Raw genomic sequence first — 18065 nt, 5'->3', positions numbered from 1 at the left:
TCTTCACAGGACCGGCAACAGCGTGCGCAGCTCGTACGGCGTCACGCTGCGCCGGTACGCGTCCCACTCCGTGCGCTTGTTGCGCAGGAAGAAGTCGTACACGTGTTCGCCCAGCGCTTCGGGGAGCAACTCGGAGTTCTCCATCTCGGTCAACGCCTCGCCCAGGTTCTGCGGCAGGTTGTCATACCCGGCGGCACGCCGTTCGCGGTCGGTCAACGACCACACGTCGTCCTCGGCGGGCGGTGGGAGCTCGTAGCCCTTCTCGATGCCCTTCAAGCCGGCCGCGAGGATCACCGCGTACGCCAGGTACGGGTTGCAGGCGGAGTCCAGCGACCGGATCTCCACCCGGCGGGACGACGACTTGCCCGGCGAGTACATCGGCACGCGCACCAGCGCGGACCGGTTCGCGTGGCCCCAGCACACCGCCGTCGGCGCTTCACCGCCCACGATCAGGCGTTTGTAGGAGTTCACCCATTGGTTGTTCACACCGGAGATCTCGCGGGCGTGCTTCAGCAGGCCGGCGACGAACATCTTGCCGGTGTCGGACAGCTGGTACGGGTCCTCGGCGTCGTAGAACGCATTCCGGTCGCCCTCGAACAGGCTGACGTGCGTGTGCATGCCGCTGCCGGGCTGGTCGGAGAACGGCTTCGGCATGAACGACGCCCGCACGCCCTGGGTGATCGCGACTTCCTTGATCACGTACCGGAACGTCATCACGTTGTCGGCCATGGTCAGCGCGTCGGCGTAGCGGAGGTCGATCTCCTGCTGGCCGGGCGCGCCCTCGTGGTGGCTGAACTCGACCGAGATGCCCATGGCCTCCAGCGCCTCGATGGCGTGCCGGCGGAAGTGGGTCGCGGTCTCGTGGCTGGTCTGGTCGAAGAAACCGCCGTTGTCCGCCGGGACGGGCTCGCTCCCGTCGGCCGGCAGGCCCTTGAGCAGGAAGAACTCCATCTCGGGGTGCACGTAGCAGGTGAAACCGGCCTCGCTGGCCTTGGCCAGGGTCCGGCGCAGCACGTGCCTCGGGTCCGCCCACGACGGCGAGCCGTCCGGCATCGCGATGTCGCAGAACATCCGCGCCGAGTAGTGGCTCTTGTCCGGGGTCTGCCAGGGCAGGACCTGGAACGTCGCCGGGTCGGGCTTGGCGACCATGTCCGACTCGTACACCCTCGCGAAGCCCTCGATCGCGGAGCCGTCGAACCCGATGCCCTCGCTGAAGGCGCCTTCGAGCTCGGCGGGCGCGATCGCCACCGACTTGAGGAAGCCCAGAACGTCCGTGAACCAGAGCCGGACGAACCGGATGTCGCGTTCCTCAAGGGTGCGGAGCACGAACTCCTGCTGGCGGTTCATGACCTGAAGCCTAGGTAAGGTCGGTTAACCGCGCGTTGCCGACTCGGCGGAACGCACTCGACCGTTTACCACTCCGAGGACAAACCGCAGGTCATGGCCTTGCTCGGGCGTTCAGACCTGACCGGGTCCGGTGGGATCTACGATTCACCCCATGCTCCCTCGTCGTGCCCTGATCGGGTCGCTCGTGCTCGCCGTCGTGGCGGGCTGCACGTCGTCCGGTGGCGGCGGTGGCCTGCCCGCCGGGCCGGAACTGCTCGACAAGGCCGCCGAGAGCATGAAAACGGTGACCAGCACCCACTTCTCGATCAAGGTCGACGGCGAGCTGCCCGGCGTGCCGGTGAAGTCGGCCGAGGGCGACCTGAACGCCCAGGGCGAGTCGAAGGGCCGGGCCAACGTCGAGCAGTTCGGCCAGCTGATCGAGGTCGAGTACGTGCTGGTCGGGCAGGACCTGCACTTCAAGGGGCCGACCGGCGGCTACACCAAGCTGCCCGCGGCGCTCGCGGGCCAGGTGTACGACCCGACCGCGATCCTCGACCCGGACAAGGGCGTGGCCCGGGTGCTGGCGGACGCGCGTGACGCGAAGACGGTCAGCTCGGCGGACGGCGTCTCGGTCGTCACGGGCACCGTGCCGCGTGACGTGGTGGCCGGGCTGGTGCCGGGGATCGACGCGGACGTGGCGTCCACGTTCTCGGTGCGGGACGACAAGCTGGAGCAGGCGGTGTTCGAGCTGCCTAGCGGGGCGAAGGTCACCATCGACCTGTCCGACTTCAACAAGCCCGTCACCGTCTCGCCGCCCGCGTGAGTTCGCCGGCGGAGGGGTCGGCTGGAAAGTCGCCTGTGGAGGGCTCGGCGGTGAAGGGCTCGGCTGGGAAGTCGGCTGGGGAAGGCCCGGCTCGGGAGGGCTCGGTGAAGGCGCGGCGGTTGGCGATCGGCGCCGGTGCGGTGGCCGTGCTGCTGGGCGCGCTGGACGCGTACGTGGTCGTCGGCGTGCTTGTGGACATGGTGCGCGATCTGGGCATCCCGGTGAACCACCTGGAACGCGCGACGCCCGTGGTGACGGGGTACCTACTCGGGTACGTCGCCGGGATGCCGTTGCTCGGGCAGCTGTCGGACCGGTTCGGGCGGCGGCTCGTCCTGCACGTGTGCCTGATCGGGTTCGCGGTCGGCTCGGCGGTGACGGCGCTGGCCGGCGACCTGCCGCTGCTGGTGGCCGGACGGGTGGTGCAAGGGCTGGCCGGCGGCGCGTTGCTGCCGGTGACGTTGGCGCTGGTGGCGGACCTGTGGTCGGCCGAACGGCGGGCTTCGGCGCTGGGTGTGGTCGGCGCCGCGCAGGAGTTGGGCAGTGTGCTGGGCACGCTGTACGGCGTGGGCGTGGCGTCGTTGTTCAACGCCTGGTCGTTCTTCGAGTCGGTGGAGCCGCAGAGCTGGCGGTGGGTGTTCTGGATCAACCTGCCGCTGGCCGTGATCGCGATGGTGGTCGTGCAGCTGACCGTGCCGCGGTCCGCCCGGTCGACTGTCCGGATCGACTTCGTCGGCGGCGGGCTGCTGGCGTTGGCGCTGTCGTTGCTGGTCGTGGGCCTCTACAACCCCGATCCCGCCCACGCGGTGCTGCCGTCGTGGGGGTTGCCGGTGCTCGGCGCGTCGGCGGTGGTGTTCGTCGGGTTCGTGTGGTGGGAGCGGCGGTCGCCGGTGCGGCTGCTGGACCCGGCGGGGGTGGCCATGCGGCCTTTCCTGGCGTCGCTGGGTGTGTCGTTGGCGGCCGGCGCGGCGCTGATGGTGACGTTGGTGGACGTGGAACTGTTCGCGCAGACCGTGCTGGGGCGTGACTCGGGCGCGGCGGCGGCGATGTTGGCCCGGTTCCTGATCGCGTTGCCGGTGGGCGCCGTGATCGGCGGGTGGTTGGCGGCGCGGGTCGGTGACCGGTGGGTGTCGTTCGCCGGGCTGACCGTGGCCGCGGGCGCGTACGTGCTGATCGCGCAGTGGCCGGCCACGGTGTCGTCGTTCGTGATCGGGCGTGACCTGGCGGTGGCCGGGTTCGGGCTGGGCCTGGTGATCGCGCCGGTGTCGGCGGCGGTGCTGCGGGTCGTGCCGGCTTCGCAGCACGGCGTCGCGTCGGCCGCCGTGGTGGTCGCGCGGATGACCGGGATGCTGGTCGGCGTGGCCGGGCTGTCGGCCTGGGGCCTGCACCGGTTCCAGGAGCTGACGGCGGACCTGGACACGCCGTTGCCGTTCGGGATGTCGCCGGAGGAGTTCGCCGAGAAGGCGGCGACCTACAAGGCGGCGCTGACGGACGCGCTGCTGACGGAGTACCACGAGATCTTCTGGATCACGGCGGTGATCTGCGCGGTGGGCGCGTTGATGTCGCTGCTCCTGCCGCGTTCAGCCCGGTAGACCCGCTACCGGGCTGAACGGGAGTGTCAGCCTTCGCGCCAGCCGCTGGTGATCGGCAGCCGCCGGTCGCGGCCGAACGCCTTGAACGTGATCTTGGTGCCCGGCGGGTACTGGCGGCGCTTGTACTCGGCCTTGTCGACCATGCGCAGGACCTTGTCGACCAGCTCGTGCGTGAAGCCCATGGCGATCAGGTCGCGGTAGCCCTTGTCGCCCTCGACGTAGTCGTCCAGGACCGAGTCGAGCAGGTCGTAGTCGGGCAGCGAGTCGCTGTCCATCTGGCCGGGGCGCAGCTCGGCCGACGGCGGCTTGCTGATCGAGTTCTCCGGGATCGGCGGCAGCTCGCCCAGCTTCTCGGCCTGCGCGTTGCGCCACCGCGCCAGGTCCCAGACCAGCGTCTTCAGCACGTCCTTGATCGGCGCGAACCCGCCGACCGCGTCGCCGTAGATGGTCGAGTAGCCGACCGCCAGCTCCGTCTTGTTGCCGGTGGCGAGCACCAGGTGGCCGTGCTGGTTCGACAGGCCCATCAACGTGACGCCGCGGCACCTGGCCTGGACGTTCTCCTCCGCCAGCCCGGTCAGCCCGAGCTGGTCCACGAACACGCTGACCATGTCCGCGATGGGCTGCTCCGAGTAGTGGCAGCCGGTGCGCTGGGCCAGGTCGTACGCGTCCGACTTCGAGTGGTCCGACGAGTACACCGACGGCATCGACACGGCGTAGACGTGGTCCGCGCCGAGGGCGTCGACCGCCAGGGCCGCGACGACCGCCGAGTCGATGCCGCCGGACAGGCCGAACACCACCGAGCGGAAGCCGTTCTTGTGCACGTAGTCGCGCAGGCCGGTGACCAGCGCGTGCCACACCTCCGCCTCGTCCGACAGCGGCTCGGCGGGCTGCGGCACGGGCAGCGGCTCGTAGGCCCGGAGCGGGTCGTCGGACAGCGTGCGGCGATGGACCGTGAACCCGCCGTACGTGCCTTCGGTCCGCGGCGTGCCACCGGGCAGGTCGACGTCCAGGACCACCAGGTGCTCCACGAACTGCGGCGCGCGGGTGATCAGCGTGCCGTCGGCGGTGACCACCATCGTGTCGCCGTCGAACACCAGCTCGTCCTGCCCGCCGATCAGGTTCACGTAGGCGAGCGGCGCACCGGCCTCGGCCGCACGGCGTGCCACCAACGGCAGCCGGGCGTCGTCCTTCTTCCGCTCGTACGGCGAGGCGTTCGGCGAGACCACGAGGTCCACGCCCGCCTCACCGAGGGCGGCGATCGGGCCGCCGTCCTGCCACAGGTCCTCGCAGATCACCATGCCGACTTCGAGGCCGTGCACGCGGACGATGTCCAGCGTGTCGCCCGGCGTGAAGTAGCGGCGTTCGTCGAACACGCCGTAGTTCGGCAGGTGGTGCTTGTTCTGCCGGGCCACCACCTCGCCCCGGTGCAGCACGGCGGCGGCGTTGCGCATCCCGCGCTCGTCGCGGTCGAGGTAGCCGACGAACACCGCCAGCCCGCCGCACCCCGCCTCGTCCAGCCTGGTCGCGAGCTTGGTCAACGCCTCTTTGGACGCCTCGGCGAACGACACCCGCAGCGCGAGGTCCTCGACCGGGTACCCGGTCAGCGCCATCTCGGGGAAGACGGCCAGATGCGCGCCCGCCTCGACGGCCTTGCGCGACCACTCGACGACGAGTTCGGTGTTGCCCGCCAGGTCGCCGACACAGGCGTTCACCTGGGCGAGGGCGAGTCGGAGCTGTGGCATGGGGGCATTCTCGCTCACTCGGGCGAACCGTGGCGGGCGTTGTGGCCGACGAGTCACCATACGATCGAACCGTGCGCCGTCGGATGATGCTCTTCCTCGCCCTCCCGCTCCTCGCCTCGTGCACGAGCGTGGTCACCGGGTCACCCACCGCCGGGACGGCGCTGGAGCAGAGAGGCCCGGTCGGTGCCGTGCCCGCCGGGTTGGAACGGTTCTACGGGCAGCAGGTCGGCTGGGAGGGCTGCGAGCCCTACGCCACCACCGGGTCGACGACGACGCTGTACAAGACGAAGAAGTCGATCGAGTGCGCCCGGCTGGAGGTGCCGCTCGACTACGCCAAGCCCGAGGGGCGCACGATCACGATCGGGCTGCTGCGGCAACGCGCGCTCGGTGAGCGGATCGGGTCGTTGATCATCAACCCGGGTGGTCCCGGCGCGTCCGGCATGGCGGCGGCGGCGAGCCTGGGTTCGGAGGTCAAGGCGTCCGCGCTGGGCGACCGGTTCGACCTGATCGGGTTCGACCCGCGCGGTGTCGGGGCGAGCCAGCCGCAGGTCAAGTGCCTGACCGACGCGGAACGGGACGCCGACCGGCTGGACGACGACCTGGACACGTCGCCGGCGGGCGTGGCGCAGACCGAGGCGGAGAACAAGCAGTACGCGGAGAAGTGCGCCGCGACGACCGGGGTCGACGTGCTGGCCAACGTCGGAACCAGGGACGTCGTGCGGGACCTGGACGTGATGCGGTCCGCGCTCGGCGACGAGAAGCTGACGTACCTGGGGTACTCGTACGGCACGCACATCGGCGCCGCGTACGCGCAGGCGTTCCCGGGCAACGTGCGGGCGCTCGTGCTGGACGGCGCGGTGGACCCGACGCAGGGTCAGGTCGAGTCGCTGATCGCGCAGGCGGCCGGGTTCCAGAAGTCGTTCGACGCTTTCGCGTTGTGGTGCGCGACCCGTCAGGACTGCGCGCTGGGCAACGACCCGTCGAAGTCCAACCAGGTGTTCCGCGACCTGACGTTGCCGCTGGTGCAGCGGCCGGTGGCGGTGGGCGACCGGAAGCTGTCGTACAACGACGCGATCACCGGCGTGATCCAGGCGATGTACACCGAGGAGCTGTGGGCGCCGCTGAACACGGGGCTGACCGAACTGAAGAACAACCGCGGTGACGTGCTGATGCTGTTGGCGGACAACTACTTCGACCGGGACAAGGAAGGTCGGTACTCGACCATCACCGATGCGTTCAACGCGGTGAAGTGCGTGGACGAGCCGCGGGTGACGGACAAGAACGTGCTGGACGACCTCGCGCGCCGGTACAAGGCGGCGGCGCCGTTCCTGGACGACGGTCAGCCGGCCGCGGCGGCGCTGGACTCGTGCGCGTTCTGGCCCGTGCCGCCGAGCGTGCAGGAGCACAAGGCGGTGGCCGGGCTGCCGCCGGTGCTGGTGATCTCCACGACCGGTGACCCGGCGACGCCGTACGAGGCGGGCGTGAGCCTGGCGCAGACGTTGGGCGGCGGGCTGCTGACGTTCGAGGGAAACCAGCACACCGTGTACCTGCACGGCAACAAGTGCGTGGATGACGCCGGGCACGAGTACCTGCTCAACCTGACGTTGCCGGCCGAGGGAAAGCGGTGCTCGTAGGCATGCTGCCGGAACCGGCTGTCGGCTATCCGTCGAGGAGGCGCTGGTCCGCTTCGACGGCGTGGCCACGGGCCGGGCCGACCGGTCAGAGGTCCCATCGGGCGCGCAGGACCCCGTCGTCATCGGGCAGCACGGCGGCGAGCAGCGGGTTGCGCTCATCCGCGTACGCGGAGATCGCCGTCGCCGCGCGGGCCTCGGCCAGTCGCGCCGGCAACTCCGGGTAGTCCTCGTCGTCGGCGTCGAAGCTGGTGATACGCCCGTCCTGGTGCTCCCAGACGATCTCGAAGCTGCCTTCCTCCGGCAGTTCGCGGAGAACGGCGGCCACGTCGTCGTCGAGGTCCGGCCACACCCACAACCTCGATCGCGGGGTGAGCCGGGTTCGGATCGCGCCGACGTCGGAGCCGTGGAGGCGGTGCCAGCGGGAGGCGTTGAGGACGTAGCCCTCTTGCAGGATCACCGCGCCGCGACGGGTGGCCAGGTCGGCCAGTTCAGCCCAGAAGTCGTCGTCTGCGGGCGGTTGCGGAGGGGGTCGGTCGAGGCTCCGCTCGTAGCAGGCGGAGTCCATCGGTTCCGGGAACAGCCCCAGCGACCGGGTGCGGGCGATCGCGTTCTCGCAGGGCTCCGCACTGCCGATGTACATGTACTGGTCGAAGCCGACGTGGACGAAGAACCTCCCGTCCACCTCCAGGCCGCACGAGGCGCCGTTGTCGCGCAGCATGGCCCGCAGGAGTGCGAGCCCGGTGGCCAGGTCCACCTCCGCGCCGTCGTGGAAGCCCGTCAGATCCGGCGGGAACAGGCCGGCCAGCCCGTACCCCTCGATCGGCGCCTCCACGCCGAAGGTGACGATGCCCGGGAGCAGCGGCTCACGAATGGTCAGACGGGTGACCCCGGTGTCCTCGACGAAGGCGGCCATGGCGGCGAGGTAGGCCGCTTCGACCACGCCGTGATCGCTGGTGACGTCCTCAGGCCCGTGGTACCGGCCGTAGCCGTCGCGATCAGCCGGGTCGTACTTGGTGATCTGGAAGACATGCGGCAGGGACATGCGGCACATCATCCAGCCACATCAGCTCCGAGCCTCGGAAGAGGTGGAGGCAGCTCTCCGGGCCTTGCAGGTTCATCCGCACGGTGCCGTCCTCGGAGACGACTTGGGCGCTGTCCTCGAACGCCAGGCCCCACGCCGCCACCTGGAACTCGGGGTCACGCTCCACCACGGCGAACATGCGCGGAGCCTCCTCCGCCACCCACTCGCGCTCTTCATCGGTCATATCCGGAACGGTAAACCCGACCGGTCCAGTTGACTAGAACCTGATCAGGTGACCGGTGGTCCGGAAAGGGCTCGGGCAGACTGTCGGCGATCAACGCGGAGGAGACCCATGACCAGCAGCGACCGAAGCCCGGTCGACTACCGCGTCGGCCTCGCACACCTCCTTCGTGAACTGATGCGGCGCAAGGAAGTCACGAAGGCCGACATCCAGTCCACGCTGGGCTGCTCCGAGTCGAAGGTCGGCAAGATCCTGCGCGGTGACCACTCGATCGCGCCGCTGGAACTGGTGGCGCTGCTCGACCTCCTCGATGTGCGGGACGAGGAGCGCGCCGACCTCGTGCACCTCGGTGAGGAGGCTCGGAAGCGCCGGCCCAAGACGCCTTGGGGCGCGGCCATCCCGGACCGACTGCGGAAGTACTTCAACACCGAGGAGACCGCGCGGCGCATCGAGGCGTACCGGCCGGACCTGCTGCACGGTTTGGCGCAGACCGAGGCGTACGCGCGTGCGGTGATCGAGACGAATCCGGCACTGCGGCCCAACGAGGCCGAGAGCCTGGTGCAGGCGAGGATGGCCAGGCAGAAGAGGCTGACCGGGCCGAACCCGCCCGAGTACGTCCTGGTGGTCAGGCAATCGGTGCTGCGAGCGCCGGTCGGCACCGAGCAGACGCGGGCCGGGCAGCTGTCACACCTGAAGGAGTTGGCTCAACTGCCCCATGTGACGCTGCGGATCATCCCGGACAGCGCCGGCCTGACCAGCGCGCTGTACTTCCCGTTCGAGATCCTCACGCCGTCGGGTGGCCTGCGGAAGACCGTGTACGTGGAGACTTTGACCGACGGCCTGTTCGTGGACGAAGAGAGCCGGATCTCCCACTACGAGGCCGTTTTTCGGGAGCTGCTGGCGGTTTCGAGCGCGGATCTGCTTGATAGCGTTGAGCCATGACTTGGCGGAAGAGCAGCTACAGCGGCAACAGCGGTGGTAGCTGCGTCGAGGTCCGGGGCGGGCTCGACGCCGTGCGGGACTCGAAGAACGTCGACGGGCCGGTGCTGGAGTTCAGGCCTGCTGCTCTGAGGGCGTTCCTGAAGGCACTGCGGCCCAACTGGCCAGCAGCTTGAGCCGTTCCTCGGTCGGCGAGCCGACGGGAGCCGTGTACATGGCCAGGACGACGTCCGGGTCACCGGTGGGTTGCAGGGTCTCGTAGTCCAGGTCCAGGTCGCCCACCACGGCATGGTGGATCAGCTTGATGCCGTGGGTCTTCTCCAACACCCTGTGCTGCGCCCACAACTTCCGGAACGTCTCGTCCTTGACCGACAGCTCCCCCACCAGCGCGGCGAGCCTGGCGTCGTCGGGGTAACGACCGGCGTCCAGCCTGAGGAACGCCACCATGTCCTCGGCGACGGTGGGCCAGTCGCGGTAGAAGGTGCGGGCTTCCGGGCGCAGGAACGTGTGCCTGGCCGCGTTGCGGTCCTCCGGGGCCTGGCCGCCGAAGCCGTAGAGGGCGTCGGCCAGCGGGTTCCACGCCAGGATGTCCGCCCGACGGCCCATCACGAACGCCGGCACGTCGTCGGCCATGGCCAGCAACCGCCGCAGGCCCGCTCGGACGTGTTGGGGCGCGGGGCGTTTCGAGGCGGTCGGGCGGACGAGGTTGCGGAGGTGGGCTCGTTCGGTCTCGTCCAAGCGGAGCACGCGGGCGACGGCGTCCAGGACGGAGTCGGAGATCGCGGGAGCCCGACCCTGTTCCAGGCGCATGTAGTAGTCCACGCTCACGCCCGCCAGCAGCGCCAACTCCTCGCGGCGCAGGCCGGGGACGCGGCGGCGGCCACCACTGGGCAGGCCCACGTCGTCCGGGCGCACGCGAGCCCGACGGCTGCGGAGGAATTCGCCTAGGTCGTGGTTCACCTCTCCAGTATGGGCGCCCCCGACCCTCCTAGCCTGGGTACTGCCAGACCTAGGGAACGGCGCACCACAGGTCACGCAGGGCCTCTGGTACCTGCGGCAACCGGGTCCAGTGTTTGTTCCCATGACCTACGACCTGAACAACCGCACTGCCGTCGTCACCGGTGCCGCGAGTGGCATCGGCGCCGAGATCGCGCTCGTCCTCGCCCGGTCCGGGGCGAAGGTCGCGCTGCTGGCCCGCCGCGCGGACCGGCTCACCGAACTGGCCGAGAAGATCGCCGCCGAGGGTGGGCAGGCACTCGCGGTGGCCGCCGACGTGACGGGTGACCTCACCGAGGCCGTGGAGACGATCCACACCGCCTTCGGGCGGGTCGACCTGGTGGTCAACAACGCGGGCGTGATGCTCGCCAACCCGATCACCGAGGGCCGCGACGACGAGTGGCACCGGATGATCGACACCAACCTCAAGGGACTGCTCAACGTGACCAGGGCGTTCACGAAAGACCTGGTCGAAGCCGGTGCGGAGGGCACGGCGGACCTGGTGAACATCTCGTCCGTCGGCGCGCACCTCGCGTTCCCCAACTACGGCGTGTACACCGCGACCAAGGCCGCCGTCACGCACCTGTCGGCGAACCTGCGCACCGAGTTCGGCCCGCTGGGCGTGCGGGTGACCAACGTCGAGCCCGGCCTGGTGAGCAGCGAACTCGGCGACCACATGGACAACCCGGACGTGGACGCGCACCTGGCGGCGTGGCGGGAGCAGGTGCCGCCGCTCAACCCGGCCGACATCGGCGACGTGGTGGGGTTCGTCACCAGCCGGTCGAAGCAGGTCAACCTGCGGCAGATCGTGGTGCTGCCCACGGTGCAGGTCTGACGGCCGGGCAGGTCTGAGAACCGGGCAGGTCTGACGACCGGACAAGCGCCGCCCATCGCCCCTCCAGCAGGGTCGGTGGGCGGCTTCGGTCATTGCCCGGTGTCCGCGCCGGTGTCCGCGCCGGTGTCCGCGCCGTCGGCTGCCGTCAGATTTCGTGCCACACGATGTCCCTGGTGATCATCCGCCCCAGGTTGGGGTCCGCGTAGCACTCGATGGTTCCACTGGTGAGCCTCGGTTCCGCGATGGGCCGGTCGGAGAACGTGGCCTTCGCGCTGTCGCCTGGCTGGAGCTCGGCCATGGGCTTGCCGCCGCCCACGCCGTCCATGCCGCCCACGATGACACCGTCGGCATCCCGCACCACCGCTGTCACTTTCGGCTTCAGCGCGACGTCGTAGGTGTTGGTCACCTCGACCGCGACCGACTCGGCCCTGCCGCTCCTCTTGCCGGCAACCGGGTCGCCCGTCTTCAACTCGGCGTAGGGGGCAGGTGGTTTCCGGAACCGCTTGCCATCCGGGGTGTCCAGCGCCGTGATCATCGTGATCTTGACGTTCATGCCGGCGATGGTCGGTCGGACGCCGCCCGGGGCATGGCCGGCGTACTGCTCGGTCCGTCCCGCGCCCATCTGCCGACCGGGTAGCACGACGCTGAACTCGCTGCCTCCGGCGGTCAGGTCCGGGATGGGGTCGCCCGCGGCGTCGGTGAACTCCACCTTGACCCGGACGGTGAGGGCCACCTCGTCGGTGACGTTCTCGATGACGTACCCGTAGCTCACGTAGTCGCTCTCGATGCCGGGCTTGACGAAGCGGTAGGTGAGAAAGCCCTTGTCGACGACCTTGATCACCTCGTCGGCGCTGCTGATCGCCTTCGGCTTGTCGGCGTCGCCCGTGCCGCCCCCGGCTGACCCACCCCCGTCACCGCACGCGGTCGTCACGGCCAGTGCGGCGAGTGCGACCGCGACGATCTTCCTGGTTCGATGCCCCATGGAGCCGGAACCTAATGCCGAAAACGAGGCGAGCGTGTCAGGCGTTCGCTCTACACGGCCGTGGAGCTTGACCGCGGTCAGGTCGCCTTGCGTTTGCGGTAGGCGCGCTGCTGGCACCCGCGCGAGCAGTACGCGCGGGGTCGCCCGGACGTCGGTTGCTCGACCGGTTTGCCGCACATCTGACAAGTTTCATCACGCGTTACATCACGCTCGCGGATGAGGATCTCGATACCGTCGAGCAGCCGGTCCAGGCCGAACTCGAACGGCGACATGGACTGGTCGAAGCCACCGGCCTCCCACAGCCCGGTCAGCACCGGGTAACGGTCGAACCGGGCGTACAGCGTGTCGCGGGCGCCCCACCACTCGTCGTCGCTCACGCCGGTGCTCTGCTCCGCGCGTGCCGCCTCGACCAGCGCCAGCGCCTCGGCGTCCACGAACCGGGCGACCAGGCCGACCGCCGCGACCACCTCGGCCGGGGTGAGGCCGGTGTCCACGAGGATGCCGAGCGCGTGCTCGTAGTGGCCGAGCGCGTTGGGGCCGGGCACGTGCCGACCCCGTACCTCGGCCAGCCACTGGTGACGTTTCCGCTGTTCCAAGGCCTGTCGGGCGAAGTCCGCCAGCCTGGACCGCCAGTCGCCGCCGGACGCCTCGACCGGCTGCCCCAGCACGGCGTCGCGCATGAGGTCCACCAGGTGCCCGCGACCCGGCACGTGGCGGTAGAGCGCCATGGAGGTGAAGCCGAGCCGTTCGGCGACCTTGCGCATGGACAGGCCGGCCAACCCCTCGGCGTCGGCCACCTCGACCGCGGCGGCCACGATCCGGTCCAGGCTCAACGCCGGCCGGTCGTCCCACAGCAGCTCGACCCCGCGGTCGGGATCGTCCGCTTTCCCCATCACGCACCTCCGCGCCCATGGTATACATCCACACTGTTTACGCCATAAACAAGAGAAGGTGTGCTCATGGTCGAGTTCCACGTCTCCCCGACCGGGGACGATGCCACGCCGGGCACCGCCGGACAGCCGTTCGCCACCCTGGAACGCGCGCGGCGGGCGGCCCGCGAGGCGACCGGCGAGGTGGTCGTGCACCTCAGAGCGGGCACGCACGTGCTCACCGAGCCGTTCGAGCTGACCGAGGACGACTCCGGCGGCGACGGCCACCGGATCGTCTACCAAGCGTTCGGCTACGGCGCCGACGCGCGGGAAGAGGTCGTGATCAGCGGTGGGCGGGAGGTCACCGGCCACCGCACGTCGGAAGGGGTGTGGCTGGCCGAGGTCGGCGACCTGGTCACCCGCCACCTCACGGTGAACGGCCGGCGGGCCGAACGCGCCGGCGTCGACGGGCTGCCCGGCGACGTGCGCCGGACGCCGACCGGTTACGTCACGGACCACCCGTTGGACTGGCGGAACGCGGCGGGCGTCGAGTTCGTGCACCGGGGCGTCTACCCGTGGACGGAGGCACGCCTGGCCGTCGCCGAGGTCACCCGCGAAGGCGACGAGACCGTGATCACCATGGCGCGGCCGGCGTTCGACCGGGCCCTGGAGCTGTACAACGCCGAGTGGTACGGCGAGGTGACCGCCGGTCCGCCGGCGCCGACCCGCGTCGAGAACGACCCGGCGTTCCTCACCGAGCCCGGCACGTTCGCCCTGGACCGGTCGCGGCCGGGCGGGCACGTCCTGCACTACCTCCCGCGCCCGGACGAGGACCCGCACGTGGTCGCGCCCGCGCTGGAAGTGCTGGTGCACGCCACCGGCACGCGGAACGTGACGTTCCGGGGCCTGACGTTCGCCGACACCACGTGGCTGCGGCCGGGCAGCGACCAGGGCTTCCCGCACTACCACGCCAACGGCTACTACGACGGCGGCCCGATCGAGAAGATCGAGATGGGCGAGGGCGCGTGGCTGACCGCGCCGAGCGGGCAGGAGCAGATCCCGGCCTGCGTGCGGCTCGACGACACCACCGGGATGCGGTTCGAGGGCTGCCGCTTCACCCGCCTGGGCGCCACCGGCCTCGGCGCGACCGGCGGCGCGGACCTCGTGGTGCGCGGCTGCGACTTCGACACCCTGGCCGCCTCCGCCGTCGCGGTCACCGGCAGCCGGGCCGTGCTGATCGAGGACAACCTCATCGCGCACGTCGGCCTCGACCACTCGGGCTCACCCGGCGTCACCGTCCTGGGCACCGAGGACTGCACGATCACGCGCAACCACGTCCACAACGTGCCGCACAACGGCATCGTCGCCGGTCCGGGCCGGAGCACCCGGATCACGCACAACCTGGTGATCGACGCCATGTGCGTGCTGGCCGACGGCGGCGGGATCTACCTGTCCGGCCCGCAGGGCGACGCCGGCAACCGCTCGGTGATCAGCGGGAACGTCGTCGAGGACGTCCGCACGCCGTACAACTTCGGCCTTTACACCGACTACGGGGCGAGCTGGGTGACGGTCGAGCAGAACGTGGTCGCCCGCGCGGACAACACGTCCATCCTGCACGTCAGCCCGCCGTTGGAGCACGTCGTCTACCGGGGCAACTTCTGGGACGCCGACCCGGTCGGCAGCGACGCCGTGCCGGCGGGCGTCACGTACGAGGGGAACACCACGATCGCCGACGCCGACGCGCTCGACGCCGCCACGGCGGACATCCGGGCCCGCGCCGGCCTCCTCACGAAACGGGTCTGACGAACGGGAACAGCACGGTCTGCCGGATCGACGTGCCGGTGAGCATCATCAGCACCCGGTCCACGCCCATCCCCAGCCCGCCGGTGGGCGGCATGCCGTGCTCCAGGGCTTCGAGGAAGTCCTCGTCCAGCTCCATCGCCTCGACGTCACCGCTGGCCGCCTTCAGCGACTGCGCCTCCAGCCGGCGGCGCTGCTCCAGCGGGTCGGTCAGCTCCGAGTAGGCCGTGCCGATCTCCGCCCCGAACGCCACCAGGTCCCAGCGTTCGGCCAGGCGGGGATCGGCGCGGTGCGGCCTGGTGAGGGGTGACACCGAGGTCGGGAAATCGGTGTAGAAGGTGGGTCCGGCGGTGTTCGGCTCCACCAGCTCGTCGTACGCCTCCTGCACCAGCGTGCCGTGGTCGGCGTCGTCGCCGAGTTCGACGCCGTGGTCGGCCAGAAGGGCGCGCAGCTCGGGCAACGGCGTGTCGGACGTGATCGTCCGGCCGAGGGCGTGGGACACCGCGGTGTGGACCGGCACGATCGGCCACTCCCCCGAGATGTCGACTTCGAGCCCGTCGCGGACGGCGACCTGGCGGCCGTGCGCGGCGACGGCGGCGTGCTGCACCAGCTCACGCATGAGGTGCAGCATCGTCGTGTAGTCGGCGTAGGACTGGTAGGCCTCCAACATGGTGAACTCGGGGTTGTGGGTGGCGTCCGCGCCCTCGTTGCGGAAGTTCCGGTTCAGCTCGAACACCCGGTCCACGCCCGCCACGCACAGCCGCTTGAGGTACAGCTCGGGCGCGATGCGCAGGTACATGCGCATGTCGTAGGCGTTGATGTGGGTGACGAACGGGCGGGCGTTCGCGCCGCCGTGCACGGCTTGCAGCATCGGCGTCTCGACTTCGAGGTACCCGCGGTCGTGCAGGAAGTCGCGGATGCCGCGCACGACGTCGCTGCGCAGCCGCAGCATCCGCGCCGAGTCCTCGTTCACCACCAGGTCCAGGTAGCGGCGGCGGACGCGGGTCTCCGGGTCGGTCAGGCCCTTGCGCTTGTCCGGCAGCGGGTGCAGGCACTTCGCCGTCACGGTCCACGAGTCGGCCAGCACGGACAGCTCGCCGCGCCGCGAGTAGACCACCTCGCCGCGCACGCCGACGTGGTCGCCGAGGTCGACGCCCGCCTTCCACGCGTCCAGGTCGGCGAGGCGTGCGGCGTCGAGCATGAGCTGGAGCTCGCCGGTGAAGTCCCGGATCCGGGCGAAGCACAGACCACCCAGCTCGCGCAGCGCCACGACCCGGCCGGTCACCGAGACGACGTGGCCGAACTGCCACCGTGCCTCGGCCAGGGTCTGCTCGCGCGGGTAGTTCACCGGGTACGGGTCGATGCCGTCGGCACGCAGCCGGTCGAGCTTGGCGATGCGGATCCGGACCTGTTCCGGGCGGCGGGCCGGCCGGGTCTCGACCTTGGTCGCGTCGATCTCGGCGACCGCCGCGGCGAAGCCGGTGTCCGCGGTGCCACGCCGCAGGGCGCGTGCCGAACCGCGTTCGACCAGGGACCTCAGGCTCGGCACGAACCCCTCGGCGACGCCCGCCGCGATGCTCACCTGCGGCAGGTGCCGGGCGCGGGCGAAGCACAGGTAGCGGGGCAGCCAGTCGGGCCCGTACTTGGCGTTGGACCGGTAGAGCGATTCGAGCTGGAAGAACCTGGACGCCAGGCTCAGCACGCGTCGCCACGCCCGCAGCACCGGTCCCGCGCCGATCCGGCTGCCTTCCTCGAACACCGCGCGGAACATGGCGAAGTTCAACGAGACCCGCTGCACGCCCAGGCGCCCGGCGGCCCCGACGAGTTCGGTGACCAGGTACTCGTTGAGACCGTTCTCGGCGGCACGGTCGCGGCGCATCAGGTCCAGCGACAGCCCACGCCTGCCCCACGGCACGAACGACAGCAGTCCGCGCAGCTCACCGCGCGCGTCGTAGGCCTCGACCATCACGCACCGGCCGTCGGTCGGGTCGCCCAGCCTGCCCAGCGCCATGGAGAACCCGCGTTCGGTCTGCGCGCCGCGCCAGCGTTCGGCCAGGTCGAGGATCGTCGCCAGCTCGTCGGCCGGGATCTCGGCGTGCCGCCGCACGCGGGACGTGTAGCCGGCGCGCTCCACCCGGCTCACGGCCTGGCGCACCGCCCGCCGTTCGGGGCCCGTCAGGGTGAACTCGCGCACGTCGAGCACGGCCTCGTCGCCGATCTCCAACGCCTTGAAGCCCGCTGCCGCGTAGACGTGCGCGCCGCGTTCGCTCGCGCCGAGGACGCCGGGCAGCCAGCCGTACCGCCCGGCCTCGTCCAGCCACGCCTGGACCGCCTGCGGCCAGGCCTCCTCTTCCCCGATCGGATCGCCGCTGGCCAGCGTGGTGCCCGCGAGCACCCGGTAGGTGAGCGCGGCGCGGCCGTTCGGGGCGAACACCACGCTCTTGTCGCGGCGGGTGGCGAAGTAGCCCAGCGAGTCCGGTTCGCCGTGCGCGGCCAGCAGCCGCCGCACGGCCAGCTCCTCGGTGTCGTCGAGGCGGCGGCTGGACCGCACGCCGCGGAAGAACACGTAGAGCGCGGCAATCGCCACGAGCAGCCCGCCGAAGGCGAGCAGCGCGCCCAGCTCCGGCGGTCCCTCACCGCCGCGGCGTTGCGGCAGGACGTCGCCGATGACCTGGTTCGCCACCCAGACCAGCCGGTGCCAGGCGCCGTGCAGGTAGCCCCGGAACACCCCGGTCAGCGCCCAGCCGGCCAGGCACAACGCCACGAGCCCGCCGAGCAGGACGAGGAGCGCCTGCCGCCACGCGCCGGGAGCCAGTTTGGCCGGGAACGCGGGCTTGATCTTCAGCAGCAGGACGAGGAGCGCGACGCTGACGACGGTGAAACCACCGAGGTCGATGGTCGCCTGGAGCCGGTCCGACGGCTCGTCCGGGCCGAGGAAGCGCGACGGGTCGACCAGGTAGAGGGTCAGCAACAGCAGGTACGAGGCCGCGTTGACCGCTTGGAACAGCGCCAACACCCACAGCGCCGCCCTCTTGCGGCGGCGCAGGGCGGCGCCGAGCACGACCAGCACCACGACGATGAACGGATTGGCCCCGACCGGGAGGCCCAGCAGGTACGCGACGGTCAGAACGCCCTTGGCGAGACCGGACCTCTCATCCACCAGGAACAGCAGAATCGACGCCAGGGCCGCGAGCTGCACGACGGTGGCGACGACACCCGCCGTCCGCCCCATCCATCCGGTCACAGCCATCCGGCCACCGCCACGTTC

15 protein-coding genes are annotated in these 18065 nt (G+C 70.5%); 7 read left to right on the top strand and 8 right to left on the bottom strand.

All coding sequences use genetic code 11. The annotated features are described in order from the left end of the window. Positions 1 to 3 precede the first annotated feature (3 nt). Positions 4 to 1347, bottom strand: coding sequence for a glutamine synthetase family protein (locus F4560_RS37795; RefSeq protein ID WP_184927858.1), 1344 nt, complete (start codon positions 1345 to 1347; stop codon positions 4 to 6). 151 nt (positions 1348 to 1498) lie between these two features. Here F4560_RS37795 and F4560_RS37790 point away from each other — a divergent pair, with 151 nt between their 5' ends. Both F4560_RS37790 and F4560_RS37785 read left to right on the top strand, forming a co-directional pair. Then, positions 1499 to 2149: an LppX_LprAFG lipoprotein gene (locus F4560_RS37790; protein ID WP_184927857.1), complete on the top strand. Its 651-nt coding sequence runs from the start codon at positions 1499 to 1501 to the stop codon at positions 2147 to 2149. Between the two features lie 104 nt (positions 2150 to 2253). Next, positions 2254 to 3738: an MFS transporter gene (locus F4560_RS37785; RefSeq protein WP_184927856.1), complete on the top strand. Its 1485-nt coding sequence runs from the start codon at positions 2254 to 2256 to the stop codon at positions 3736 to 3738. A gap of 26 nt (positions 3739 to 3764) precedes the next feature. On the opposite strand, the gene F4560_RS37780 is transcribed toward F4560_RS37785, so the two are convergent. Beyond that, positions 3765 to 5480, bottom strand: a complete 1716-nt coding sequence (locus F4560_RS37780; RefSeq protein WP_184927855.1) for an NAD+ synthase — start codon at positions 5478 to 5480, stop codon at positions 3765 to 3767. Positions 5481 to 5566: 86 nt separating this feature from the next. Between F4560_RS37780 and F4560_RS37775 the strand changes: the two genes are divergently transcribed. Further along, entirely contained in the window at positions 5567 to 7114 is a 1548-nt protein-coding gene (locus tag F4560_RS37775) for an alpha/beta hydrolase (protein WP_184929629.1), read from the top strand. A gap of 85 nt (positions 7115 to 7199) precedes the next feature. Here the strand turns inward: F4560_RS37775 and F4560_RS37770 are convergent, their stop codons facing one another. Both F4560_RS37770 and F4560_RS37765 read right to left on the bottom strand, forming a co-directional pair. Further along, positions 7200 to 8156, bottom strand: a complete 957-nt coding sequence (locus tag F4560_RS37770; protein ID WP_184927854.1) for an RNA-binding protein — start codon at positions 8154 to 8156, stop codon at positions 7200 to 7202. Next, positions 8110 to 8379, bottom strand: a complete 270-nt coding sequence (locus tag F4560_RS37765; protein ID WP_184927853.1) for a hypothetical protein — start codon at positions 8377 to 8379, stop codon at positions 8110 to 8112. The genes F4560_RS37770 and F4560_RS37765 overlap by 47 nt, the downstream gene beginning before the upstream one ends. Before the next feature lie 108 nt (positions 8380 to 8487). On the opposite strand from F4560_RS37765, the gene F4560_RS37760 reads away from it, so the two are divergent. Both F4560_RS37760 and F4560_RS37755 read left to right on the top strand, forming a co-directional pair. Further along, positions 8488 to 9318 (top strand): DUF5753 domain-containing protein, encoded by an 831-nt coding sequence (locus F4560_RS37760; RefSeq protein WP_184927852.1) that lies wholly within the window; start codon positions 8488 to 8490, stop codon positions 9316 to 9318. Beyond that, positions 9315 to 9491, top strand: coding sequence for a DUF397 domain-containing protein (locus tag F4560_RS37755; RefSeq protein ID WP_184927851.1), 177 nt, complete (start codon positions 9315 to 9317; stop codon positions 9489 to 9491). Before F4560_RS37760 ends, F4560_RS37755 begins: the two co-directional genes overlap by 4 nt. Here the strand turns inward: F4560_RS37755 and F4560_RS37750 are convergent. Further along, the gene (locus tag F4560_RS37750; RefSeq protein ID WP_184927850.1) at positions 9430 to 10275 is read right to left on the bottom strand and encodes a helix-turn-helix transcriptional regulator; all 846 of its coding nucleotides are present in this window, start codon (positions 10273 to 10275) and stop codon (positions 9430 to 9432) included. The genes F4560_RS37755 and F4560_RS37750 overlap by 62 nt on opposite strands. A gap of 121 nt (positions 10276 to 10396) precedes the next feature. Here F4560_RS37750 and F4560_RS37745 point away from each other — a divergent pair, with 121 nt between their 5' ends. Beyond that, the gene (locus F4560_RS37745) at positions 10397 to 11146 is read left to right on the top strand and encodes an SDR family oxidoreductase (protein ID WP_184927849.1); all 750 of its coding nucleotides are present in this window, start codon (positions 10397 to 10399) and stop codon (positions 11144 to 11146) included. A gap of 145 nt (positions 11147 to 11291) precedes the next feature. Here F4560_RS37745 and F4560_RS37740 read toward each other — a convergent pair whose 3' ends face one another. Together F4560_RS37740 and F4560_RS37735 are read right to left on the bottom strand one after the other, a co-directional pair. Next, positions 11292 to 12128: a hypothetical protein gene (locus F4560_RS37740; RefSeq protein ID WP_184929755.1), complete on the bottom strand. Its 837-nt coding sequence runs from the start codon at positions 12126 to 12128 to the stop codon at positions 11292 to 11294. A gap of 77 nt (positions 12129 to 12205) precedes the next feature. Beyond that, positions 12206 to 13021: a TetR/AcrR family transcriptional regulator gene (locus tag F4560_RS37735; RefSeq protein WP_184927848.1), complete on the bottom strand. Its 816-nt coding sequence runs from the start codon at positions 13019 to 13021 to the stop codon at positions 12206 to 12208. Between the two features lie 66 nt (positions 13022 to 13087). Between F4560_RS37735 and F4560_RS37730 the strand changes: the two genes are divergently transcribed. Continuing rightward, on the top strand, positions 13088 to 14800 hold the full coding sequence (locus F4560_RS37730) for a right-handed parallel beta-helix repeat-containing protein (protein WP_184927847.1): 1713 nt from the start codon (positions 13088 to 13090) through the stop codon (positions 14798 to 14800). Here the strand turns inward: F4560_RS37730 and lysX are convergent. Continuing rightward, positions 14784 to 18047 carry a bifunctional lysylphosphatidylglycerol synthetase/lysine--tRNA ligase LysX gene (gene lysX, locus F4560_RS37725; protein ID WP_184927846.1) on the bottom strand — a complete coding sequence of 1088 codons (3264 nt, stop codon included), beginning with the start codon at positions 18045 to 18047 and terminating at the stop codon, positions 14784 to 14786. The genes F4560_RS37730 and lysX overlap by 17 nt on opposite strands. Positions 18048 to 18065: the final 18 nt, after the last annotated feature.

This window comes from Saccharothrix ecbatanensis, assembly GCF_014205015.1.
GTDB classification, from domain to species: domain Bacteria; phylum Actinomycetota; class Actinomycetes; order Mycobacteriales; family Pseudonocardiaceae; genus Actinosynnema; species Actinosynnema ecbatanense.
The sequence above is the reverse complement of the archived record's forward strand: the minus strand, read 5'-3'. Positions and strand labels throughout refer to the sequence as shown.